Below are 23,852 nucleotides of genomic sequence, written 5' to 3'. Positions count from 1 at the left end.
GGATCGGTCCAGGAACACCGGGGAACCGGCTTCGCCGGGCCGCAGGTGTTGCCCCCGCGAGGGGGCTGGCGAAGCGACACGAAGTGCGCGAAGCCTGGGGGCGGTCATGCCTCTGCGCTCCGGCCCTTCATCGCGAAGATGCCTTGGGGGCGCTTCTGGATGAAGATGATGATGAAGACAAGCACCGCAATCTTGGCAAGCACCGCGCCCGCCCAGCCCTCGATGAACTTGTTGAGAATGCCCAGCCCGAGCGCCGCGTACACGGTGCCCGCGAGCTGGCCCACGCCGCCCATCACGACCACCATGAAGCTGTCGACGATGTAGCTCTGGCCCAGGTCGGGGCCGACGTTGCCGATCTGGCTCAGCGCACAACCCGCGAGGCCGGCAATGCCCGAGCCGAGCGCGAAGGCGTAGGTGTCGATGCGCGCGGTGTTCACGCCCATGCACGAGGCGATCGGGCGGTTCTGCGTCACGCCGCGCACGAACAGGCCGAGCCGCGTGCGGCCGATGAGCCAGCCCATCGCGAGCAGCACGAGCACCGCAAAAATGATGATGCAGATGCGGTTCCAGGGCAGCGTCACGTTGCTCAGCATGGTGAAGCCGCCGCTCATCCAGCCGGGGTTTTCCACGCCGACGTTCTGCGCACCGAAGATCGAGCGCACGAGCTGCTGCAGCATCAGGCTGATGCCCCAGGTGGCCAGCAGCGTCTCGAGCGGGCGGCCGTACAGGAAGCGGATCACGCCGCGCTCGAGCACCGCGCCCACGAGCGCCGACGCGAGGAACGACACCGGGATGGCCGCGACCAGATACCAGCCGAACATCGACTCGGGAAAGTACCTCTGGAAGACGCCCTGCATCACGTAGGTGGCGTAGGCGCCGATCATCATCAGCTCGCCGTGCGCCATGTTGATGACACCCATCAGCCCGTAGGTGATGGCCAGGCCGAGCGCGGCCAGCAGCAGCACCGAGCCCAGGCTGATGCCGCTGAACACGGCGTTGATGCGGTCGCCCCACACGAGCGCGCCGTCGATGCTCGCGATGGATGCGACGATCGCGGCCTTGACGTCCGCCTCGGTCTCGTCGGCCAGGCGCTGGTTGAGCAGCAGCTTGGTGTCGGGGTTGCGGTTGTTGCCCAGCTCCTTGGCCGCGACGAGGCGCTTCGCCTTGTCGGCGCTGCCGAGCATGCTGGCGGCGCGCACGAGTTCGAGCTGCGCCTTGATCCCGGGGTTGGTCTCGGCGGCCAGCGCCTTCTCGACCATCGGCACGCGCGACTCGTCGGGCTCCTTGAAGAGCGCCTGCGCGGCTTCGGCGCGCACCGCGTCGTCCTTGCTCGTGAGCTTGAGCGCGGCCTGCGCCGCATCGAGCGCGCCGCGCATGAGGTTGTTGTTGACGACGTCCTCGGCGGTGTCGGGCACCTTCAGCTCGGTGCCGGAGACCGGGTCGTAACCCTTGTCGTCCTTCATCACGAAGACCTTGTCCTCGGTGTACTTGACCGCATCGTCGGACATGGCCTGGATGAAGGCCGCGGTCTTGTCGTCGGCCGTGAGCACGGCCTTGTTGAGCGCGGCGATGCGGGCTTCGGACTCGCCGGAGGCGATGGCCCGGGCTTCGTCGGCGGTCAGCGCGTGGGCGGGCACTGCCGCCAGGAGCAGCAGCGCCGTCGCGCAGGAACAGATTGGGCGCAATAAGAAATGCACAGCGTTTCTCTCATTCAGGAACACCGAGGAACCGGCTTTGCCGGTCCTCAGGTGTTGCCCCCGGTAGGGGGTTGGCGAAGCGACACGAAGTGCGCGCAGCCTGGGGGCGAGCCCAGTTACATCGACTTGCCAGCGGGGTAGTCGGGCTTCTTGTCGTTGCCTTCGATGTACGGGCTCCAAGGCTTGGCCTTGACCGGACCCGGCGTCTTCCACACCACGTTGAACTGGCCGTCGGACTTGATCTCGCCGATGAACACGCTCTTGTGCAGGTGGTGGTTCTTCTCGTCCATCTTCGAGACGATGCCGGACGGCGCCGTGAAGGTCTGGCCGGCCATGGCGGCGATCACCTTGTCGGTGTCCGTGCTCTTGGCCTTCTCGACCGCCTGCTTCCACATGTGGATGCCGATCCAGGTGGCTTCCATCGGGTCGTTGGTGAGCGGCTTGTCCTTGTGGCCGGCGATGTTCTTGGCCTTGGCGTAGTCGCTCCACTGCTTGATGAAGGCGGTGTTGGTCGGGTTCTTGATCGACATGAAGTAGTTCCATGCGGCCAGGTGGCCCACCAGCGGCTTGGTGTCCACGCCGCGCAGTTCTTCCTCGCCCACCGAGAAGGCCACCACCGGCACGTCCTTGGCCTTCAGGCCGGCGTTGCCGAGTTCCTTGTAGAAGGGCACGTTGGAGTCGCCGTTGATGGTCGACACCACCGCGGTCTTGCCGCCGGCCGAGAACTTCTTGATGTCGGCGACGATGGTCTGGTAGTCGCTGTGGCCGAAGGGGGTGTACTTCTCGTCGATGTCGGTGTCCTTCACGCCCTTGCTCTTCAGGTAGGCGCGCAGGATCTTGTTGGTGGTGCGGGGGTACACGTAGTCGGTGCCCAGCAGCACCCAGCGCTTGGCGCCGCCGCCTTCCTTGCTCATCAGGTAGTCGACGGCCGGAATGGCCTGCTGGTTGGGCGCGGCACCCGTGTAGAAGACGTTCTTCGAGAGCTCTTCGCCTTCGTATTGCACGGGGTAGAACAGCAGGCCGTTCATTTCCTCGACCACCGGCAGCACCGACTTGCGCGACACCGAGGTCCAGCAGCCGAAGATCACCGAGACCTTGTCCTGGCCGAGCAGCTGCTTGGTCTTCTCGGCGAACAGCGGCCAGTTGGAGGCCGGGTCGACCACCACGGGCTCGAGCTGCTTGCCCAGCACGCCGCCCTTCTTGTTGATGTCGTCGATGGCCATCAACACCGTGTCCTTCAACACGGTTTCCGAGATGGCCATGGTGCCCGACAGGGAGTGCAGCACGCCGACCTTGATGGTGTCGGCGGCGAATGCGGGGGCAGCAGAAATGCTGGCCAGCGCGACGGCGGCGGTGAGCGCCTTGAGTGTGAAACGACGTTGCATGTGGACTCCTGCTCCGGGGTGGGTTGAACCTGTCGCCAGCGCTGTGCTGGCGTGGAGAGGAGTCTGCTGAACGCACCAGGAAGGTGAAATACGCCGGGTGGCGTACACGGAGGTCCCGGCACTTGTCGGCGCTGGTCAGCCCGGCGGCGCCGGGTACTTCTTCGCGTTGAGCACCATCTTGCTTCTCGCGGCCTCGACCACGTCGATGCCCAGCTTGTCCGCGAGCTGCAGCAGGTAGAGGAAGACGTCGGCGATCTCGGTGCCGATCTCGGCGCGCTGGCCGGCGTCGAGCGATCGGCTCTGTGCGTCGGTGAGCCACTGGAAATGCTCGAGCAGTTCGGCCGCCTCGACCGAGAGCGCCGAGGCGAGGTTCTTGGGCGAGTGGAACTGCTCCCAGTCGCGGGCCTGGGCGAAGTCGCGCAGGGCCTGAGTGAGCGAAATCAGATCGGAGTCCATGGCACACCTGTCGTTCGGGGCGGCGAGTGTGGCACGGGTCGCGGAAGACACCGGTCCGGACAAGTCGTCAGGCTTGCCGGCGCGGCACCGGCCGGCTGGCCCGGCGGTGAAGCAGCGCGACGGCCAGCGCCGACACCATCAGGTAGGCCAGCGCCAGCCCGAACGCGCCCGCATACCCCGCTGCATCGGGCGCATGGCCCAACCGCCCGTAGAACAGGATGCCGATCAGCGCCACGCCCAGCGCGTTGCTCGCCTGCTGCACCATCGACAACACGCCCGAGGCCACGCCCGCATGCTGCGGCGGCAGGCCGGCCAGCACGGTCGACACCAGCGGCGCCATCACCATGCCGAGTCCGGCGCCCTGCACGAAGAGCAGCGGCACCATCCATGCCACGACGTGCGAATGCCCCGGCCAGCCGGCCACGTTGACGAGCTGCAATGCATGGCCCGCCGCCAGCACCAGCGCACCGGTCGCGATGGGCGGCTTGCCGCCGAAGCGGCGCGCCAGCCGCGCGCCCGCCATCGAGGTCGCGAAGAAGCCGACGGCCAGCGAAGTGAAGACGGTGCCCGAGGCGAGCGGGTCGAGCGCCAGGCCCTGCTGCAGGTAGAGCGCCAGCACGAAGTACAGCGAGGCATTGCCCAGGTAGAAGGCCAGCGTGGTGAACAGGCCCGCGACGAAGCGGCGGTCGGCCAGCAGCTCCGGCGCCACGAGCGGCGCGCCGCCGCGCGAGGCCAGCCGCCGCTGCTGCAAGGCGAATGCGCCGAGCAGCGGCAGCGCCGCGGCCAGGCACAGCCCGCTCCACAGCGGCCAGCCCTGTTCACGGCCTTCGACCAGCGGCAGCACCACGGTCACGGAGCCCGCCGCGACCAGCAGCACGCCGGGCAGGTCAAGCCGGCTGCTGCCCGGGTTCGCCAGCGGCGGAACCGCGCGCGGCGCCAGTACCAGCGCCAGCAGGCCGATGGGCACATTGATGAGGAAGCAGCTGCGCCAGCCGAGCCCGGCCAGGTCGGCATGGATCAGCACGCCGCCGACCAGCTGTCCCAGCGTGGCGCCAAGCCCCAGCGTGAGGCCGTAGGCGGCGAAGGCGCGCGCCCGGTGCTCGCCGGTGTAGGCCAGGCCGATCATCGCCAGCACCTGCGGCTGCAGCAGCGCGCCGGCCAGCCCCTGCAGCACGCGCGCGGCCACCAGCAGCCCGGCATCGGGCGCAAGACCGCATGCCGCCGAGGCCAGCGTGAACAGCAGCAGGCCGAGCGTGAACATGCGGCGGCGCCCGAACATGTCGCCGAGTCGTCCGCCGGTGACAAGCCCCGCCGCGGTGGCCAGGCCGTAGCCCGCCACCACCAGCTGCAGGGTGGCGGCATCGGCATGCAGCTCGCGCTGCATCGAGGGCAGCGCCACGTTGACGATGAAGAAATCCAGCACCACCAGGAAGGTGCCGCTGAGCATGACCCACAGGCCGAGCCGGCCCGGACCGCTGGCGCCCTGGCTGCCCATGGAGGAAGAAAGCGATGCCGCCGATGCGGCGGTGTTCGATGGCGTCATGGTGGCCCCGAGTGTTGGATGGCAGGGCGCGCTGCGGCAATGACCCGGGAGGTCATCGCCGGAGGGCGCATCGGAGGTTCAGGCCGAAGGCGTCGGCAGGATGAACTGGTAGTCGGTGGCGATGCGCCCGTCCGCTGCAAGCACCAGGAAGTCGAGCCCAAGCGCGGCCACCGGGCCGCCCGCGGCCGGGACCATGTGCCAATGGAACATGACCGTGCCGTTCAGGAACTGCGCGTCGCCGGCGCGGAGGAAGCGGAAGCCCGCGTCGCGCACGTTCTTCTCGTGCGAGCCGGTCACGCGCTGCTGCAGCGCGTCGTGGCCCCTGGCGTGCAGCGTGCGCACATGGTGTTCGCCGTCCGGCCCCCAGAGGCCGGCGATGGCGGCGCGGCGGGCGGTGGCATCGGTCTCGTTCCAGACGGCGACGTACCGGTCGGCGAGTTCGTTGAAATCCATGGTGTGCTCCTGTGGGTTCGAGAAGGTGAGCCGCAGTTTCTGCGGCGCCGGCTGGACAGTGAATCCTCGGCAAACCGAAAATCTTGTCCATTCGTCCACCGTTTCAGGAGCCTCCATGGACCCGCTCGACGACGTCTTCGCTGCCATGCGCGTGAGCAGTGCGCTGTACGCCCGGCTGGAAGCCGGCGCGCCCTGGGGCGTCGCCCTGGCCGGCGGCGACAGCGCGCGCTTCGGGCTGGTGGTGCGCGGCGGCTGCCTGCTCGAAGTCGCGGGCGTCGCGCAGCCGGTGGCACTGGCGGCCGGCGACTGCTACGTGCTGGCGCACGGCACGCCGTACGTGCTGCGCGACCATCCGAACACACCCACGGTGAGCTGCGCCTCGGTGGTGCGCGACCGCATCGGCGGGCTGGTGGAACTCGGCGGCACGGGGACGGCGGCCTCGGTGATCTGCGGCTGGTTCCATTTCGACCGGCGCGCCGCCCGGCCGTTGCTCGACCTGCTGCCGGTGCTGCTGCACGTGAAGATGGAACAGGCCCGCGCGCTCGCGCTGCAGGGCACGCTGCAACTGCTGGCGATGGAAACCGGCGAACCCGGCCTGGGCTCCGGCCTGCTCGTGAGCCGGCTGGCCGACATCGTGTTCGTGCAGGCGGTGCGTGCCCACGTCGCGGCGAGCGGCGACGCGCAGACCGGCTGGCTCGCGGCGCTGGCCGATGCGCGCATCGGCCCGGCGCTGCGGGCCATGCACAAGGACATCGCGCGCGGCTGGACCGTCGAATCGCTGGCTTCGGCCGCAAGCATGTCGCGCTCGGCCTTCGCGCAGCGCTTTCGCGAGCGCGTGGGGCAGGCGCCGCTCGAATACCTCACGCAGTGGCGCATCTTCAAGGCCTGCAACATGCTCGGCCAGGGCGACGCGGCCGTGGGCACGATCGCCGGTGCGGTGGGTTATGCGTCGGAGGCCGCTTTCAGCAAGGCCTTCAGGCGCGAGAAGGGCATGGCGCCCGGCGCGTGGCGCACCGCGGCGCGCGAAGGCGTCGCGGCATAGCGCGTGCGCCGGTTCTCAGGCCTTGGCTGCGGCCTTGGCCGCGGCCTTGAACTGCGCGCTGGCAAAAGCCCACGCCATGCGTGTGGCGTCCGGGCCTTCGGGATCGCTGAACAGCAGCTTCGCCGCGCCGCCGCTCCACGAATGCCCGAGCCCCGCGATCTCGCAGAGCGTGACCAGCGTACGGCCCTTGCGCCTGAAGTCGGTCACGCGCATCGGGCGGCGCTTGCCGCGCTGCATCTCGCGCGGCAGGCCCGGCCGCGCGCCGATGGCCGTGGCCCACACGGCGGCGCTGCTGACCGCGTTGCTGGGCGAGACCACGGCGTCGGCGTCACCGTGCAGCACCAGCATCGGGGGCAAGGTGGCGAACACGGCGGCAGCGCCCATCGCCTTGCCGACCGCGGTGGTGGGCATCGGCGGCACGTTCTGCCCCCGCATCGCGCCGAGCGCCGTGGCCGACGACCTGGCGGCGCCGGGCGCCACGCCCGAATGCATGACAACGGCGCGAAAGCGGTGCGGGTAGCGCGTGGCCAGCAGGGCGGCCATGCTCGCGCCGGCCGACAGGCCCGCCACGGCGACGCGGTCGCGATCGGCCGGATACAGCAGGCAGGCCTGGTCGATCGCGGCCATCAGGGTGGCGGCCTCGGCATCGGCCTTGCCGGAGCGGCGCTCGTACCAGTTCCAGCAGCCTTGCGGATGGGCGAGCCGGTCCTGCTCGGGGTAGAGCACCAGGAAGCGCTGCCGCACCGCCAGTGCGTTCATGCGCGTGCTGGCCGCGAAGTCGCGCCCGGTCTGGCCGCAGCCGTGCAGCATGACCATCAGCGGCAGGCGCTCGCCGGGCTGTAGTTGAAGGTTGGCGGGCCGGAAGAGGTGATATCCGCGTGCGCCGCCCGCCCCCACGGCCATGCCGCTGAGCCAGTCGCCGCGCCCCGGCGGCGGCTTCAGGCGCTTGGCAGTGGCGCGCTTCACCTGCCCAGCCACCCGCTTGCTGTTGCTCAGCGTGAGCCTGGTCAGCGCCTTCAGGTTGCGCTCGTAGGCGCGGGCGAAGACGGAAGCGGTGGAGCGGCGGGCCATGGCGCAGTGTGAGGGCAAAGCGCCGCCCTACCTAGCACCGCGCAAAGCCCCCGGCTGGACCTCCGTGACGGAGGCGCCGGCGCGGCGCGAAGTGCGCGGGCTTGGGCGCCGGTCAATAAATCTCGGGAACGATCATGCTGGCCGGAACCGGCTGGCGCAGGTAATCGGCATGACGCTCGCGCTCGGGCAGCGCGATCGGCGGATGCGGCACCTCGCTGTACGGCAGCTGGCCAAGCAGATGGCTGATGCAGTTCAGCCGCGCCTTCTTCTTGTCGACCGCCTGCACCACCCACCACGGCGCCTCGGGGATGTGGGTGCGCTCGAGCATGATTTCCTTGGCCTTGGTGTATTCCTCCCAGCGGCGGCGGCTCTCGAGGTCCATCGGGCTGAGCTTCCATTGCTTCAGCGGGTCGTGGATGCGGCCGAGGAAGCGCATGTGCTGCTCGTCGTCGGTGATGGAGAACCAGTACTTGATGAGCTTGATGCCCGAGCGGCCGAGCATCTTCTCGAACTCGGGTACGGTGCGGAAGAACTCCTCGTATTCGTCGTCGGTGCAGAAGCCCATCACGCGCTCGACGCCAGCGCGGTTGTACCAGCTGCGGTCGAACAGCACCATCTCGCCGGCGGCCGGCAGATGGGCCACGTAGCGCTGGAAGTACCACTGGGTGCGTTCGCGGTCGTTGGGCGCCGGCAGCGCGGCCACGCGGGCCACGCGCGGGTTCAGGCGCTGGGTGATGCGCTTGATGACACCGCCCTTGCCGGCCGCGTCGCGGCCCTCGAACAGGATGACGACCTTCTGCTTGCTGTGCTGCACCCAGTCCTGCAGCTTCACCAGTTCGCCCTGCAGGCGGAACAGTTCCTTGAAGTAGGCCTGGCGCGCCGCCTTGTCGGCGGAGCTCGGCGCGCCGGCCGCGGAGGGGTCGAGGCCGTCGATGTTGCGGTCCTCGATCTCGAGCTCGAGTTCTTCGTCGTAGCTGTCGATCAGGTCGCGGGCGATGCGTTGCATCAGGTCTTCATGGTCCGGGAGGGCGCTGGTCAGCATGATGGAAAGCTCGAAAGTGAAGGCGAAGAAAAAAGCATGCTGCGCTGCCTGTATGACGACGGCGTGACGGACAAACGCTCTTTTACAAGCCCCGACACAAAGTTGTCATATGGCCGGAACACCATCCGCGGCATACCAACACCTCAGAAATCCGCCGTCATGAACACCCTCGCCGCCCCCCACGCCGAGATGCCGCCGGCGTCCGGCGCCGCGCACCGGCCCAAGCTCGATGCCAAGCCCGGTCCGCTCACGCTGATCACCTTCGTGGGCCTGCTGGCCGCGGGGTTGCTGTTCACCGCATGGAGCCTGGTCGGCGACGTGAGCGCGTCGGGCGCGCCCACCACCACCTGGGTGCCCTACATCCTGCTGGGCGTGGCGCTGCTGATCGCGCTGGGCTTCGAATTCGTCAACGGCTTCCATGACACGGCCAACGCCGTGGCCACGGTCATCTATACCCACTCGCTGCCGCCCAACTTCGCGGTGGTGTGGTCGGGCTTCTTCAATTTCCTGGGCGTGCTGGTGTCCAGCGGCGCGGTGGCCTTCGGCATCATCGCGCTGCTGCCGGTGGAGCTGATCCTGCAGGTCGGCTCCGGGGCGGGCTTCGCGATGGTGTTCGCGCTGCTGATCGCCGCCATCATCTGGAACCTGGGCACCTGGTGGCTGGGGCTGCCGGCGTCGTCCTCGCACACGCTGATCGGCTCGATCATCGGCGTGGGCGTGGCCAATGCGCTCATGCACGGGCGCGACGGCACCAGCGGTGTCGACTGGGCGCAGGCCACCAAGGTGGGCTATTCGCTGCTGCTGTCGCCGGTGGTCGGCTTCGGCTGTGCCGCGCTGCTGCTGCTGGCGCTTCGCGCCTTCGTGAAGAACCGCGCCCTGTATGAAGAACCCAAGGGCAGCGAGCCGCCGCCGTGGTGGATCCGCGGCCTGCTGATCCTGACCTGCACCGGCGTGTCGTTCGCACACGGTTCCAACGACGGCCAGAAGGGCATGGGCCTGATCATGCTGATCCTGGTGGGCACGGTGCCGATGGCCTATGCCCTCAACCGCGCGATGCCCGCCAACGAGACCGTCAGGTTCGTGGCGGTGGCCGAGATGGCGCAGAGCGCGCTGGCCCGCAGCGTGCCGACTTCGCTGCCCGCGCAAGGCGCCGCGCCGCAGGCGGCCGTGCAGCCCGAAGCGGCGCGCGCCACGCTCGCCACCTATGTGCGCACCCGCGAGTTCAGCCCGGCCGTGGTGCCGGCGCTGGCCGCCACCGCCGGCAGCATCGGCGACCAGGTGCGCAAGCACGGCTCGCTGGCCGCGGTGCCTGCCGAAGCGGTGGCCAACGTGCGCAACGACATGTACCTGGCCTCCGAAGCCATCCGCCACCTCGACAAGAGCGGCGCCGCCAGGTTCGACGCGGACACGAAGATGCGCGTGCTGGCGTTCCGCGACGAACTCGACAGCGCGACGCGCTTCATCCCGATGTGGGTCAAGGTGGCCGTGGCCATCGCGCTGGGCCTGGGCACCATGATCGGCTGGAAGCGCATCGTGGTCACCGTGGGCGAGAAGATCGGCAAGACCCACCTGAGCTACGCGCAGGGCGCATCGGCCGAGGTGGTGGCCATGATCACCATCGGCGCGGCCGACATGTACGGGCTGCCGGTGTCGACCACGCACGTGCTTTCTTCCGGCGTGGCCGGCACCATGACGGCCAGCGGATCGGGGCTGCAGATGTCCACGCTGCGCAACCTCGCGCTGGCCTGGGTGCTGACGCTGCCGGTGGCCATGCTGCTGTCGGGCTCGCTCTACTGGCTGTTCACCCGCATCTTCTGAATCACGCACCTTGTCGGCATTCCATGATCTCGCCGCCCAGTCCTACGGCGGCGACGAAGCCGGGCTGATCTCCGGCTACCTGTTCGACCCTTCCGCGCCCGAGCCCGCGCGGGCCATCGACTCGGCGCAGGCCGCGGCCTGGCTGGCCGAGGAGCGCGGGCGCGAATGCACCGAGGAAGACCCGGCCTACGTCTGGCTGCATTTCAACCTCAGCCATGCCCACGCGGAGCGCTGGCTGCTGCGGCACGCCAACCTGTCGGACACCTTCTACGAGACGCTGCACGAGGGCCTGCCCTCCACCCGCATCGAGCGCGCGGACGACTCGCTGATCGCCGTCATCAACGACGTGCACTTCGAATTCAGCTTCGAGCCCTCAGACATCTCCACGCTGTGGCTCAGCGTGGGTCCGCGCCTGGTGGTCACCGCACGCACCAAGCCGCTGCGTTCGGTCGACACGCTGCGCACTGCGGTGAAGGCCGGCGACGCGCCGCGCTCGAGCACCGAACTGCTGGAACACCTGCTGCGTGCGCAGGCCGACGTGCTGGTGAAGATCGTGCGCGGTGTCACCGCGCGCATCGACCGCATCGAAGACGAACTTTTGGCGGGCCGCCTCGACCACAAGCGCGCGCGCCTGGGCGTGCTGCGCCGGCTGCTGGTGCGGCTGCAGCGCCTGCTGGCCCCGGAGCCGGCGGCGCTGTTCCGCCTGCTCCAGGGGCCGCCGGCCTGGATGGCCGAGCCCGACGCGCAGGCGCTGCGCGGCTCGACCGAGGAGTTCTCGGTGGTGCTGCGCGACATGCAGGCGCTGCAGGAACGCATCAAGCTGCTGCAGGAAGAAATAGCCGCCAACGTCAACGAGGACAACAACCGCAGCCTGTTCGTGCTGACGGTGGTCACGGTGCTGGCGCTGCCGATCAACATCCTCGCCGGCCTGTTCGGCATGAACGTGGGCGGCATTCCGCTGGCGGACCACAAGCACGGCTTCTGGATCGTGGTGGCGATCGTCGCCAGCTTCACCGCGGTGGCGGCCTGGGCGGCTTTTCGCAAGCAGCGCTGAGCCGCGTCCAGCGGCGCAGTAATGCTATTTATTTAGTAGCGCATCGCGCAGCATCCACGCGCCCGCACCGATGTTCCAGACCCCATAGAATGCAGGGGTGTCCTCCATCCTCAATGCCGATCTTCACTGCCACTCCGTGGTCTCCGACGGCACGCTGACGCCCGAAGAACTGGCCGCGCGCGCGGCCGGCAACGGCGTCGAGCTCTGGGCGCTCACCGACCACGACGAGATCGGCGGACAGCACCGCGCCGCTGCAGCAGCCCGTGCGAACGGCATGCGCTACCTCACAGGCACCGAGATTTCGGTCACGTTCGCGGGCGAAACGGTTCACATCGTCGGCCTGGGCTTCGACCCCGACGACGCGGCCATCTCGCAAGGCCTGTACGACACGCGCGGCGGGCGCGGCAAGCGCGCACAGGAAATGTCCGAGGGGCTGGCCAAGGTCGGCATCCACGGCGCCTACGAAGGCGCGCTGAGGTTCGTCGGCAACCCCGAACTCATCTCGCGCACGCACTTCGCGCGCTTCCTCGTCGAGCAGGGCCACTGCCGCGACACGCCCGAGGTGTTCCGCAAGTACCTCACCGAAGGCAAGCCGGGCTACGTGCCGCATCGCTGGGCCACGCTGAAGGACGCCGTCACCTGGATCACCGCCGCCAAGGGCATGGCGGTGATCGCGCACCCCGGCCGCTACAAGTTCACCGCCAACGAGGAATACGCGCTGTTCCTCGAGTTCAAGACGCACGGCGGCAAGGCGATCGAGGTGGTCACGGGCAGCCACACGCCGGCCGAATACGTCGAATACGCCGACAAGGCGCTCGAATTCGATTTCGCCGCCTCGCGCGGCAGCGATTTCCACAGCCCCGACGAAAGCCATTGCGACCTCGGCAAGCTGCCACCGTTGCCCGGTGCGCTCACGCCGGTGTGGGAACTGCTCGGCGACCGCATCCAGCAGTGAGCCAGAGCCCCGGGCCCGGCACCGACAGCGCAGCCACCGCCGCGCTGGTCAATGCACGCGCCGCGGCGCAGAAGAGCATCAGTGCAGAGTCGGAACGCATCCTTGCCGGCATCGGCCTCGTGGTGCTGGCCGTGGCCTGCTTCGCCACGCTCGACACGGCCACCAAGTACTCCACGCTCGGCGTGCCGATCCTCATGGGCGTCTGGTTCCGTTACGCCTTCCAGGCGGTGGCCACCACGCTGGTGCTGCTGCCGCTGCACGGCACCGCGCTGCTGCGCACGCGGCACCCGCGCTACCAGGCGCTGCGCGGCGCGCTGCTGCTGGCCTCCAGCGTCTTCGCCTTCCTGAGCCTGCGCTACATGCCGCTGGCCGAGTTCACCTCGATCGTGCTGATCGCGCCGCTGGTCATCACGCTGCTGGCGGCCACCACGCTGAAGGAGCACGTCTCGCCGCTGCGCTGGTCGCTGGTGGCGGGCGGCTTCGCGGGCACGCTGGTGATCCTGCGCCCGGGCGGCGGCGCCTTCAGCTGGGCCATCCTTTTGCCGCTGGGGCTCGTGCTGACCAACGCCTGGTTCCAGGTGCTCACCAGCAAGCTGGCGCAGACCGAGAACCCGCTGACGATGCACTTCTACACGGGCTGGGTCGGCACGCTGATCGCCTCGGTGGCCGTGCCCTTCGCCTGGACCGCCCTGCCCTCGTGGGAATGGTGGGCCCTGCTGTGCCTGATGGGTTTCATGGGAACGGTGGGACACTTCATGCTGATCCTGGCCTACCAGCGCGCGCCGGCGTCCACGCTCACACCGTATCTCTACGCGCAGATTGCCTTCGCGATGCTGGGCGGCTGGCTCATCTTTTCCCATGTGCCCGACCGCTTCTCGCTCATCGGCATGGCGATGATCGCGGTCTGCGGCGCGGCCGGCGCTTGGCTCACGGTGCGCGAGCGCCGTGTGCCGATCGAACCCGCCGAATCCTGAACAGGAGAAACCTTCATGGCCCAGTACTTCGAAGTCCACCCCGAGAACCCGCAGCAGCGCCTGCTCAAGCAGGCCGTCACGCTGCTCGAGCGCGGCGAGATCGTGGCCGTGCCCACCGACTCCAGCTACGCCCTGGCCTGCCACCTCGACGACAAGGACGCGGTCGACCAGCTGCGCCGCATCCGCCAGGTCGACGACAAGCACCACCTCACGCTGCTGTGCCGCGACCTGAGCGAACTCGCCAACTACGCGCGCGTCGACAACAAGCAATACCGGCTGCTGAAGGCGGCAACGCCCGGCCCGTACACCTTTCTGCTCGAGGCCACCAAGGAAGTGCCGCGCCGCGTGAGCCATCCGCAGCGCAAGACCATCGGCCTGCGCGTGCCCGACCACAAGGTGCTGCTGGAGCTGCTCGCGCTGCATGGCACGCCGCTGCTGGCCACCACGCTGATCCCGCCCGGCGAGACCGAGGCGCTGAACGACGCGCAGACCATCCGCGAACGCTTCGAGAAGCAGATCGCCGCTGTCATCGACGCCGGCGCGTGCCCGTCGCAGCCCACCACGGTGGTCGACCTGACGCCCATGGGCGACGGCGACGACCCGGTCGTGGTGCGCCAGGGTCGCGGTGCGCTGGCCGTGCTGGGACTGTGAAATCGGGCCGCCTTCAACTCCCTGTCTGACACAATCGCCCGGTGGATATTTCCAATCTGATACAGACCGTACTGATCTACGCACTGCCCGTGATCTTCGCCATCACGGTGCACGAGGCGGCACACGGCTATGTGGCGCGCCATTTCGGCGACAACACGGCCGAGGTCATGGGGCGCGTCACCCTCAACCCGATGAAGCACATCGACCCCATCGGGACCATCCTGATGCCGCTGATGCTGTACTTCGCAACGTCGGGCGCATTCCTTTTCGGCTACGCCAAGCCGGTACCTGTCAACTTCGGACGGCTGCGTCATCCGAAGCGCGACATGGTCTGGGTCGCGCTGGCGGGGCCGGCCTCCAACTTCATCCAGGCGATCCTGTGGGCGCTGGTGCTCATCGCACTGGTTGCGGCGGGCATTGATGAAACCTTTTTCATCAAGATGGCCCAAGGCGGCATCCTGGTCAACCTCGTGATGTGGGCCTTCAACCTGTTCCCGCTGCCTCCGCTCGACGGCGGCCGGGTGCTGGCCGGCCTGCTGCCCAACGGCCGGGCACAGATGTTCCTGGCGCGCATCGAGCCCTACGGCTTCTTCATCGTGATGGGCCTCGTCATCGCAGGCATCGTCAGCAACTACTGGCTGCGCCCGCTGATGGACGTCGGCTACTACGTCATCAACCTGCTCATCACGCCGCTCAAGGCATTGCTGCTCTAAGTTCCGTTTCGTCCCATGGCTTCGTCCTCCCAAGCTCCCCTGCGCGTCCTGACCGGCATCACCCCGTCGGGCACGCCGCATCTCGGCAACTACGTCGGCTCGATCCGCCACTCGGTGCGGCAAAGCGTCGCGCCCGGCGTGCAGAGCTTCTTCTTCCTGGCCGACTACCACGCACTCATCAAGGTGCAGGAGCCGCAGAAGATCCAGCGCTCGACCCTCGAGATCGCTGCCAGCTGGCTGGCCTGCGGGCTCGACCCGGAGCGCGTCACCTTCTACCGCCAGTCGGACATTCCCGAGATTCCCGAGCTCACCTGGTTCCTCACCTGCGTGACCGGCAAGGGCGTGCTCAACCGCGCGCATGCCTACAAGGCGCAGCTCGACAAGAACGTGGCCAAGGGCGAGGACCCCGACGCCGACGTGACGGCCGGCCTCTTCATGTACCCGGTGCTCATGGGTGCCGACATCCTGATGTTCAACGCGCACAAGGTGCCCGTGGGCCGCGACCAGGTGCAGCACATCGAGATGGCGCGCGACATGGCGCAGCGCTTCAACCACCAGTACGGCGAGCACTTCACGCTGCCCGATGCGGAAATCGACGATGCCGTGGCGACCCTGCCCGGCCTCGACGGCCGCAAGATGAGCAAGAGCTACAACAACACGATCCCGCTGTTCGCGCCGCGCGATTACCTGCGCAAGCAGATCACCAGCATCGTGACCGACTCGCGCGCTCCCGGCGAGCCCAAGGACACCGAAGGCTCGGCGCTGTTCCAGATCTACCAGGCCTTTGCCGATGCGGAAGAAACCGAGATGCTGCGCAAGGCCTACGCCGACGGCATCGGCTGGGGCGACGCCAAGCAGCTGCTGTTCGAGCGCATCGACCTCGAGGTGGCGCCGCTGCGCGCGCGCTACGACGAGCTGATGAACAACCCGGCCGAGATCGAGCGCATCCTGCTGCTCGGCGCCGACAAGGCCCGTGCGCTGTCGAAGCCGTTCATGACCAGCCTGCGCCACGCCGTCGGCCTGCGCAACCTGGCGGCGGGCAAGGACAAGGTTGCCAAGGCGGCCAAGGTCGCGAAGCCCAGCTTCAAGCAATACCGGGAGAAGGCCGACGGCCTGTTCTATTTCAAGCTGCTGGATGCACGCGGCGAAACCCTGCTCCAGAGCCGTGGATTCACATCGCCGCAGGAAGCGGGCCGTACCATCGCGGTCTTGCAGGCGGAGCGCGGCGCGGCCCTGGGCACGCTGGCGGCCCAGCTCGAACCCATCGATTCAGAAGGAACACGCGCCGTCACCGAGGCGCTGGAGGCACTGGCGGAGGCAACGTCCACGAACCAAGGGAGTTGATCCGGCAAGGCCCGCCGGCTTGTCAGCCGGTGAGCCGGAAAAGAGAGAGAAGACGGTGCGATCACAAAGGAAGAAAACATGAGCATTTATGTCATCGACGACCACCCCCTGATGCGCGACGCGATCGTGATGGTCCTGCGGCGCCTGCGCCCGGCCGAGAACATCGTCGAACTCGAGCGCCTCGACAAGCTCGCGGGCTCGGTGCAGCAGCGTGGCGCCCCCACCCTCTTCTGCCTTGACCTGAAGCTGCCGGACACCAATGGCGTGTCGGGCGTGATCGCGGTCAAGCAGGTCTATCCGAACGTGCCGATCGCCGTGTATTCGGCAGCACCGGCCGCGGACATGGAAGACGCCTGCATCGAGGCGGGCGCCGACACCTACATCGAGAAGTCGGCCAGCTCCAACGAACTGGCGGCCGCGCTGCGCGGCCTGTTGATGGCAGGTTCGGAAGAGGAAACCGACGACGCCCCGGCCGCAGCCAGCGGCAAGCTGTCGAAGCGCCAGACGCAGCTCATCGCCATGCTCGACAAGGGCATGAGCAACCGCGACATCGCGACCGACCTGGAAATCAGCGAGCACACGGTGAAGGTTCACCTGTGGCGCCTGTTCCGCCGCCTGGGCGTGAAGAGCCGCACGCAGGCGCTGCACTACGCGCGGACGAACGGCTTGCTGTCGGGCTGACCCCCAGGCTTCGCGCACTTCGTGTCGCTTCTCCTGCCCCCTTTCAGGGGGCAACACCCGAGGCCCGGAAGAGCCGGTTCCTCGGTGTTCTGGAATTGAAAAACCGCGCCCAGGCGCGGTTTTTTCATGGGGCGGAGCCGAGTTCGCTTTCAGCCGCCGGAGGCCGTCACCCGCGCCTGCGCCACAGCTTCGTCGGCATCGTGCAGCGCCACGCGGAACACGCTGCCGCTGCCCAGCCGCGAACGCACGCTGACCGGGTGTCCCAGCACGTGCGACAGCCGCGCGACGATGGCCAGGCCGAGGCCGAAGCCGTCGGAGGTGCCGGCGTGGTCGGCCACCTTGTAGAACTCCAGGAACACGTCGCGCAAATGCTCGGGCGCAATGCCGATGCCGGTGTCCCACACCTCCACGCGCAGGCCGTCGCGCGTCTTGCGCGCGGCCAGCAGCACGCCGCCTTCGGTCGTGTACTTGATGGCATTGGCCAGCAGGTTGCCGATCATGCGGCGAACGCGGATCGGATCGGTGAGGAACGAGCCCTCGCAGACGTGCACACGGAAGTCCAGGCCGCGGCTCTCGGCCACCGGGCGGTACTGCAACTCGAGGTCGTGCAGCAGCTCGGGCACGTCGACGCGCTCCACATGCAACCTCACCTGGCCGGAGTCGATGCGCGCCAGGTCGAACATGGAGTCGAACAGCGCGTTGACCGCGTGCGTGGCGCGCACGATCTTCGGCGCCAGCTCGAGCACCAGCTCGGGCTCGTTGCGCAGCCAGTCGGCGTACAGCGACAGCGCCAGCACCGGCTGGCGCATGTCGTGCGCGGCGCTCGCCAGGAAGCGGTTCTTCATGGCCACGGCCGACACCGCCGCCTGCCGCTGCTGCGTGAGCGACTTGATCAGGATGTGGTTGTGGAACAGCAGCTCCAGGCTGTTGCGCGCCGTCTCGTGGATGTGGCGGCCGGCGCGCAGCAGCAGAAACCAGTGCAGGACCGGCAGCACCGGCATCAGGTAGCCGTACTGGAACTGCGGATGCTGCAGGGTCAGGCTCACGAGCCGCAGCACCACCGCGCCGAGCATGGTGACGAACAGCGTGTTGACGTAGCGCTTGAGCAGCGGCGGATGCAGCGCCAGGCCGTTGAGCGGAAAGGTGCCCACGCCAGCCACGATGAGCCAGCTCATGAACTGGTTGACCTGCGGCGAGCGCTCGAAGAACAACAGCACCGAGAAGCCCCAGACCACCGCGCTGGTGCTCCAGATGAAGCCGTAGCGCTCGGTGAACTGCTGTTGCGCCGCCGCGCTGCGGCCGGCATAGCGCACCGCGTAGACGCGCGCCCCCCAGGCGCGGCAGGCCGTGGCGATGATGCCGGCCACGAGCCAGGTCAGCAGCTCCCACTTGGGCACGTAGCCCCAGTTCAGCCCGACCATCGCGGGCATCAGCGCCCCGGACACGAAGTAGGAACCCTTCGCGGAACGCATCAGGCTGCGGATGAGCTCGCCGCGCACCCACGATTCGGCCTCGTCGGCCGAAGCCGGGGCGGGTGTCATGCTGGCGATCGACGCATTGGCCATAGGGCGCACGGTCCTTGTTGATCCGGCGACAAAGAAAAGCCCTCCTCTCGAGGCCGGGCGCGAAACCGGCGATCTTAACGGGCTGTCCTTCATTGTTTCACCGAGTAACGTTTGGAAGCGGCCCGCCGCCTGTCGAGCCGGTCGCTGCCGAGCCACGCCCGCCCGAACGTCGTCGCGCGTTTGCCTTCCGTTCGCGGCCGATGAAGGCACCGGGCTTCGGATCTGCGGTGCTGGAGATGAGTTCGCCCGTGAACCTGCAGTCACCGCTCGGTACAACGCCCGCATCGCCGATGGTTACCCCGGCCGTGCGCAGGCTGCCGCGCCGGCAAGGCAGCCTGCCCCCTCAGCCGCACTACCATGTCGCCTGCTCACGCGACGCGCACCGCCAGACGGCCCCGCGCCTGCCGTCGCCCAACCGCCATCCTGCCCGCCACATGCTGCACAACCTCACTCCCTTCCTCATTCACTGGGCAATCACCGCCTTCTCGCTCTGGGTGGCAAGCCACATCTTCCGCGGGCTCAAGTTCGACACCACCGGCGCCCTGGTGGTGTCGGCGCTGCTGCTCGGCCTGGCCAATGCGGTCGTCAAGCCGCTGCTGATCGTGCTCACGCTGCCGCTGACGCTGGTGACCTTCGGGCTGTTCCTGCTGGTCATCAACGCGCTGATGATCCTGCTGGTGGCCGCGCTGGTGAAGGGGTTCCGGGTGTCCGGCTTCTGGACGGCCCTGTTCGCGAGCATCTTCATCTCGCTGCTGAGCATCGTCATCGGCTCGTTCGTGACGAGCGACGACCCGGCCGAGAAGGTGCAGATGCCGCAGAGCGGCAACTGGCTCTGAGCGCCTGAGCGCCTAAGCGCCTGGCCGCTGGGGGCTCAGGCCAGCACGGCGCCTCCGCGCACCAGCGCCTCGCGCAGAACCGGCGGCTCGACCGCGCGCACCTGCGCGCCCATGCCGGCACCGGCCGCCTTCGCGGCGATGGCCGCGGCGATGCCTGCGGCATGCCCCACGGCCATCGAGATGGTCATGACCCGGATCGCCGCCAGCGCCTCGTGGCTGGCCGAGATGCCCCGCCCCACCACCAGCGCGTTGTCGAGCGTGGTCGGGAGCAGGCTGCGGTACGGAATCTGGTAGGCGTGGTCGTCGTCCATCGGCACGTAGTGCAGCGCGCCGCCCTGCGCAGGGTGGATATCGATCGGGTACGCGCCCGCCGCGATGGCGTCGGGAAACTGCACCGGCGCCAGCAGTTCGCCGGCGGTCAGCACGTGGTCGCCTTCCACGCGCCGCGTCTCGCGCACGCCCACCTGCGTGGCGAAGGCGCGCAGCCGGCCGTTCTCGCAGCCGGGCACCGCGGCGGCCAGGAAGGTTGCCGCCTTCCAGGCCTGGCGCCGCCCCTCGATCTCGGCCGCGCCGAGCGCCAGCGGATCGGTGGCATCGATGCCCAGGCGGCTGATGTTGAACCAGCCGTCGTCCGAATACGGGTCGCGGCTCGAATGCAGGGCCGCCCGCGCGAGGCCGCCCTGCGCGTAGCCCCTGGCGGCCAGCTCGGCAAGCTCGGCCTTCGACAGCGCGCCGAAACGCCCGAAGTCGATCGGCCCGAAGCGGAACATCATGGTCGCCGGCTGCAGCGCCTCGCCGTCACCCAGTTCGAGGAAGCGCGCGCCGGCCTGCTTCAGCGCGTCCATGTCGCCCGAGGCATCGACCAGCACGCCCGCGCGCACGGCCAGCACGCCGCCCTTGGTCAGTACGCGCAGCCCGGCCACCTGCCGCCCGTTGCAATCGACGCCGAGCAGACTGGCATGCAGCAGGGGCCGCACGCCGGCTTCGGCCACCATGTCGTCGAGCACCAGCTTGAGCACCTCGGGCGCGTACTCGACGCGGTCCATGCGGTGGCCGGTGGACATCACGAAGCTCTCGTGCGCGCGCGCCCCGCCGTACAGCCGAAGCCGCGAGACCACTTCCTCGGCCAGCCCCGCCACCACCTTGCGGCCGTTGCCGGTCTGCCAGCTGTTGAACTGCGCCACCGCCCCGGCCGTGGCGTTGCCGCCCAGGAAGCCGTAGCGCTCGACCAGCACCACCGACGCGCCCTGCCGCGCCGCGGCCACGGCGGCCATGGTGCCCGCGACGCCGCCGCCGCACACCGCCACGTCGGCCTCGAGCACGAGGCTGCTGTCGCCGTGCGGGTTCATGCCTGCATTCATCGCCATGCCCTTGTCAGTTCTCGAGCTGGATGCCGCGGCTCTTCACCACCTGGCCCCAGCGGCTGCCTTCGGCCTTCAGATACTGCGCCGTGGCCTCGCGCCCGCGCGTGAAGGTCTCCAGGCTCAGCGCGTCGAAGCGCTTCTTCACGGTGTCCGACTGCAGCGCCGCGGCCAGCAGCTTCTCGAGGTTCGCGAGGCCCTCCGGCGGAATGGAACCCTTGGGCGCCACCAGCGTGGCCCAGCCCTCGACCTCGAGGCTCTGCAATTTCAGGCTGCGGAAGGTCGGCACGTTCGCCAGCTCGGCCACCGGCTGTGCCGACGACACCGCCAGCGCGCGCAGGCGGCCCGAGCGGATGTGCACGATCACGCTCGGCAGGTTCAGGAACCCCATCGACACCAGACCCGAGATCAGGTCGGGCATCAGCGCGCTCTCGCCCTTGTAGGGCACGCTCACCAGCGAGGTGCCGGTCTCCTGCGCGAACAGCTCGGCGGTCAGGTGCGCCAGCGTGCCGGTGCCGCTGTTGCCGGCGCTGAGCTTGCCGGGCTGCGCCTTGGCCTGCGCGACAAGGTCGGCGACGGTCTTCGCCTTCGAATCGGCCGGCACCACCAGCACCAGCGGCTGCTGCGAGACCATGCCGATGGCGTCGAAGTCGCGCGCCACGTCGTAGGTGAGCCTGGGGTTCAGCGCAGGGTTGATCACCATGCTGTTGCTGCCCATGAGCAGCGTGTGGCCATCGCGGGCCTGCAGCGCCGCAGCCACGCCGATGGCACTGCCGGCACCGGGCTTGTTCTCGACGATCACCGGCTGGCCCAGTTGCGGGGCCAGCACCTCGGCAAGCACGCGGGCCGAGCCGTCGGCACCGCCGCCCGGCGCGAAGGGCACGATGATGCGCACCGGCTTCGCCGGCCAGGCGTCTGCGGCGAAGGACGCCAGGGGGACTGCCGACAGCGCCGGCAGGGCCGCCAGCGCCGTGATCGTCGAAAGGGCCTGTCTGCGCGTGGAGCCGCGCGCGGCGGGAGCTTGTGCCATGTCTCGTGTGCCTCTTGTGTCTCAGGTTCGTCGAAGAAAGAACGCCGATCCTAGGAAGCGCTCGCGCGGCCGGCAAATACCAACATGTGGCAAGCCCATAACATCGCGTTATCGAACCCGCAGAACGCAACAGGCCATGTCATGAACCTCCGCCAGATCGAAGTCTTCCGCGCCGTCATGCTCGCCGGCTCCGTCACCGACGCTGCGCGCACGCTGCACGTGTCGCAGCCGGGCATCAGTCGCATGCTGTCGCACATCGAGCTGCAGCTGGGGCTGCGCCTCTTCGAGCGGCGCAAGGGCAAGCTGCTGGCCACGCCCGAGGCGCAGGCGCTGTTCGCCGAGGTCGAGCAGGTCTATCGCGGCGTGGCGCGCATCGACGACTGCGCGCAGGCCCTGAAGGACGGCAAGATGCTCACGCTGCGCGTGCTGTGCAGCCCCAGCACGGGGCTGGACATGGTGCCGCGCGCGCTCACTGCGCTGGGCGAGGAGTTCCCGGCCGCGCGCATCTACCTCGAGGTGGTGCTCGCCAAGGAGATGGTGAAGCGGCTGGGCAAGCACGAGGCCGACGTGGCCATCTCGACGCTGGCCATCGACGACCCGCTGCTCACCGCGCGCGCCATCGGCCGATGGACGCTGGCCGGCGTGTTTCCGCGCGGCCACGCGCTGGAGGCGCGGCGCGCGCTGAGGCCGGCGGACATCCTGCAGGAACGCATGATCGCCTTCAGCCCGGACACGCCGCAGGGCCGCATCATTGCCGACTGGTGCCTGCAGCACCAGTGCCGCCCCGACGCCCGCATCGAGGTGCGCGCCGGCCAGAGCGCCTGCGCGCTCGCGGCCTCCGGTGCGGGCGTGGCCATCGTCGACGACCTCACCGCGCGCGGCTGCATGACGGACCGGCTGAGCTTCCGGCCGATCCGGAACGCGCCTTCGTTCGACATCTTCGCGGTGACCAACGACAACTTCGCGGCCTCGCTGCTGGCCGGCCGCTTCATCGCCCACGCGGAGGCGGCGCTGCGGCAACTCAAGAAGGAGCGCGCCTGACGGCGCGCCATCCCATGTTCTGCTGAGAGACAAGGCCCGGGCACTGCCTATGATCCGCGGCACCGGCCCCGGAGACCGGACGCAAGAAAGAGAGCGCCCCATGAAGATCGCCTTCACTTCGTGCATGAACCACAAGCCCGGCCAGTCGCAGGCCGTGTGGAACCGCATCGCCGGGCACCAGCCCGACTACCTTTTCCTGCTCGGCGACCAGATCTACATGGACTACTTCCCTCATCTGGGAGAGCCCGCGCACTGGAGCGACGCGGTCTTCAAGCAGACCATGGCCGGAAAGTACGCGGCCCAGTGGGCAGTGCCCGGCTTCAGTGAACTGTTCGACGACATGCTCGCGCGCCGGAACAACGGCGGAGGCGTGTACGGCACCTGGGACGACCACGACTTCGCCTGGAACAACGCCCGCGGCTGCGAGGTGAGCGCGACCAAGAAGGACATTTCGCGCGCGCTGTTCGCGCAGTACATGCAGATCGACCCGCCCGGCGCCGGGCTCTTCTACAGCGTGCCCCTTCACCACGCAGGCCAGCGCATCGGCAAGGCGATCTTTCTCGACACGCGCTGGTACAGCGAGCTGCCCGGCGACCAGAGCACCTTGCTCGGCGCGGAGCAACTGGCGTTCCTCGAGGCCGAGCTGCAGGGCGAGGACGGCTTCGTGCTGATCTGCGCCGGCATGCCGATCCGCGCGACCGGCAACGGGTGGATGCGCTACCGCGACGACTACGCGAGGTTCCGCGCGCTGATCCAGGGGCGCAAGACCATCTTCCTGTCGGGCGACATCCACGAGAACGCGTTCCTGCCGCCGGCCGGCGAGACGAAGATGTTCGAAGTGATTTCCTCGGGCGCCTTCGTCACCAAGTACCAGCTGGTCGGCCGGCGCGAGAACTTCGCGATCCTCGAGTACTCGCCCGCGTCCACCGACATCAGGCACTTCGACAAGGACGGGCTCGAGCACCACAACGTGATCGACAACGCGAGCTTCGAGCACCAGGAACTGAAGTAGCGCCGGCACGCCGGCCCCCAGGCTGCATGCGATACCGGTAATCCGGGCCGCCGCCAGACCCGCTCACGCGGCCTTCCATTCGTGCGATGGCCCGCTGCGCGGTATCCTGCGCTGCATCCGCCCGGCCT

At 68.6% G+C, this 23,852-nt stretch carries 22 protein-coding genes; 12 read left to right on the top strand and 10 right to left on the bottom strand.

Annotated features, from left to right (window positions below; all coding sequences use genetic code 11):
- Positions 1-104: 104 nt before the first annotated feature.
- From urtB to AACL56_RS31070, 5 genes are all read right to left on the bottom strand, one after another.
- Positions 105-1,652 carry an urea ABC transporter permease subunit UrtB gene (urtB, locus tag AACL56_RS31090; RefSeq protein WP_339095300.1) on the bottom strand — a complete coding sequence of 516 codons (1,548 nt, stop codon included), beginning with the start codon at positions 1,650-1,652 and terminating at the stop codon, positions 105-107.
- Between the two features lie 161 nt (positions 1,653-1,813).
- Entirely contained in the window at positions 1,814-3,082 is a 1,269-nt protein-coding gene (urtA, locus tag AACL56_RS31085) for an urea ABC transporter substrate-binding protein (RefSeq protein WP_339094039.1), read from the bottom strand.
- A 135-nt stretch (positions 3,083-3,217) separates the two neighbouring features.
- Positions 3,218-3,538, bottom strand: a complete 321-nt coding sequence (locus AACL56_RS31080; RefSeq protein WP_339094037.1) for a nucleotide pyrophosphohydrolase — start codon at positions 3,536-3,538, stop codon at positions 3,218-3,220.
- A gap of 67 nt (positions 3,539-3,605) precedes the next feature.
- On the bottom strand, positions 3,606-5,081 hold the full coding sequence (locus AACL56_RS31075) for an MFS transporter (RefSeq protein ID WP_339094035.1): 1,476 nt from the start codon (positions 5,079-5,081) through the stop codon (positions 3,606-3,608).
- A gap of 78 nt (positions 5,082-5,159) precedes the next feature.
- Entirely contained in the window at positions 5,160-5,534 is a 375-nt protein-coding gene (locus AACL56_RS31070; protein WP_339094033.1) for a nuclear transport factor 2 family protein, read from the bottom strand.
- A 115-nt stretch (positions 5,535-5,649) separates the two neighbouring features.
- On the opposite strand from AACL56_RS31070, the gene AACL56_RS31065 reads away from it, so the two are divergent.
- Positions 5,650-6,576: an AraC family transcriptional regulator gene (locus AACL56_RS31065; protein ID WP_339094031.1), complete on the top strand. Its 927-nt coding sequence runs from the start codon at positions 5,650-5,652 to the stop codon at positions 6,574-6,576.
- Between the two features lie 15 nt (positions 6,577-6,591).
- Here AACL56_RS31065 and AACL56_RS31060 read toward each other — a convergent pair whose 3' ends face one another.
- Together AACL56_RS31060 and ppk2 are read right to left on the bottom strand one after the other, a co-directional pair.
- Positions 6,592-7,647 (bottom strand): extracellular catalytic domain type 1 short-chain-length polyhydroxyalkanoate depolymerase, encoded by a 1,056-nt coding sequence (locus AACL56_RS31060; RefSeq protein ID WP_339094029.1) that lies wholly within the window; start codon positions 7,645-7,647, stop codon positions 6,592-6,594.
- A 112-nt stretch (positions 7,648-7,759) separates the two neighbouring features.
- Positions 7,760-8,689, bottom strand: a complete 930-nt coding sequence (gene ppk2, locus AACL56_RS31055; RefSeq protein ID WP_339094027.1) for a polyphosphate kinase 2 — start codon at positions 8,687-8,689, stop codon at positions 7,760-7,762.
- Between the two features lie 159 nt (positions 8,690-8,848).
- On the opposite strand from ppk2, the gene AACL56_RS31050 reads away from it, so the two are divergent.
- The 8 genes from AACL56_RS31050 to AACL56_RS31015 all read left to right on the top strand — a co-directional run bounded on the left by AACL56_RS31050 (position 8,849) and on the right by AACL56_RS31015 (position 16,879).
- Positions 8,849-10,507, top strand: coding sequence for an inorganic phosphate transporter (locus AACL56_RS31050; protein WP_339094025.1), 1,659 nt, complete (start codon positions 8,849-8,851; stop codon positions 10,505-10,507).
- Positions 10,508-10,517: 10 nt separating this feature from the next.
- Complete coding sequence (locus AACL56_RS31045) at positions 10,518-11,561, top strand: transporter (RefSeq protein ID WP_339094023.1); 1,044 nt, start codon at positions 10,518-10,520, stop codon at positions 11,559-11,561.
- 97 nt (positions 11,562-11,658) lie between these two features.
- The gene (locus tag AACL56_RS31040; RefSeq protein ID WP_339094021.1) at positions 11,659-12,516 is read left to right on the top strand and encodes a 3',5'-nucleoside bisphosphate phosphatase; all 858 of its coding nucleotides are present in this window, start codon (positions 11,659-11,661) and stop codon (positions 12,514-12,516) included.
- Positions 12,513-13,490: a DMT family transporter gene (locus tag AACL56_RS31035; RefSeq protein ID WP_339094019.1), complete on the top strand. Its 978-nt coding sequence runs from the start codon at positions 12,513-12,515 to the stop codon at positions 13,488-13,490. Before AACL56_RS31040 ends, AACL56_RS31035 begins: the two co-directional genes overlap by 4 nt.
- 15 nt (positions 13,491-13,505) lie before the next feature.
- Positions 13,506-14,141: an L-threonylcarbamoyladenylate synthase gene (locus tag AACL56_RS31030; protein ID WP_339094017.1), complete on the top strand. Its 636-nt coding sequence runs from the start codon at positions 13,506-13,508 to the stop codon at positions 14,139-14,141.
- Between the two features lie 41 nt (positions 14,142-14,182).
- On the top strand, positions 14,183-14,854 hold the full coding sequence (locus AACL56_RS31025; protein ID WP_339094016.1) for a site-2 protease family protein: 672 nt from the start codon (positions 14,183-14,185) through the stop codon (positions 14,852-14,854).
- 15 nt (positions 14,855-14,869) lie between these two features.
- Entirely contained in the window at positions 14,870-16,198 is a 1,329-nt protein-coding gene (locus AACL56_RS31020) for a tryptophan--tRNA ligase (RefSeq protein WP_339094014.1), read from the top strand.
- A gap of 78 nt (positions 16,199-16,276) precedes the next feature.
- Entirely contained in the window at positions 16,277-16,879 is a 603-nt protein-coding gene (locus tag AACL56_RS31015; protein WP_108138914.1) for a LuxR C-terminal-related transcriptional regulator, read from the top strand.
- A 149-nt stretch (positions 16,880-17,028) separates the two neighbouring features.
- Here the strand turns inward: AACL56_RS31015 and shkS are convergent, their stop codons facing one another.
- Complete coding sequence (gene shkS, locus AACL56_RS31010) at positions 17,029-18,444, bottom strand: sensor histidine kinase (RefSeq protein ID WP_425337099.1); 1,416 nt, start codon at positions 18,442-18,444, stop codon at positions 17,029-17,031.
- A 434-nt stretch (positions 18,445-18,878) separates the two neighbouring features.
- On the opposite strand from shkS, the gene AACL56_RS31005 reads away from it, so the two are divergent.
- A complete protein-coding gene (locus AACL56_RS31005; RefSeq protein ID WP_339095299.1) occupies positions 18,879-19,280 on the top strand; it encodes a phage holin family protein in 402 nt (133 codons plus the stop codon).
- 35 nt (positions 19,281-19,315) lie between these two features.
- Here the strand turns inward: AACL56_RS31005 and AACL56_RS31000 are convergent, their stop codons facing one another.
- Together AACL56_RS31000 and AACL56_RS30995 are read right to left on the bottom strand one after the other, a co-directional pair.
- Positions 19,316-20,641, bottom strand: coding sequence for an FAD-dependent oxidoreductase (locus AACL56_RS31000; protein WP_339094006.1), 1,326 nt, complete (start codon positions 20,639-20,641; stop codon positions 19,316-19,318).
- 13 nt (positions 20,642-20,654) lie between these two features.
- On the bottom strand, positions 20,655-21,671 hold the full coding sequence (locus AACL56_RS30995) for a Bug family tripartite tricarboxylate transporter substrate binding protein (protein WP_339094004.1): 1,017 nt from the start codon (positions 21,669-21,671) through the stop codon (positions 20,655-20,657).
- A gap of 141 nt (positions 21,672-21,812) precedes the next feature.
- Here AACL56_RS30995 and AACL56_RS30990 point away from each other — a divergent pair, with 141 nt between their 5' ends.
- Complete coding sequence (locus AACL56_RS30990; protein ID WP_339094002.1) at positions 21,813-22,712, top strand: LysR family transcriptional regulator; 900 nt, start codon at positions 21,813-21,815, stop codon at positions 22,710-22,712.
- 100 nt (positions 22,713-22,812) lie between these two features.
- Entirely contained in the window at positions 22,813-23,724 is a 912-nt protein-coding gene (locus AACL56_RS30985; RefSeq protein WP_339094000.1) for an alkaline phosphatase D family protein, read from the top strand.
- Positions 23,725-23,852 lie beyond the last annotated feature (128 nt).

The organism is Variovorax paradoxus (assembly GCF_902712855.1).
Taxonomy (GTDB): domain Bacteria; phylum Pseudomonadota; class Gammaproteobacteria; order Burkholderiales; family Burkholderiaceae_C; genus Variovorax; species Variovorax paradoxus_Q.
The sequence above is the reverse complement of the archived record's forward strand: the minus strand, read 5'-3'. Positions and strand labels throughout refer to the sequence as shown.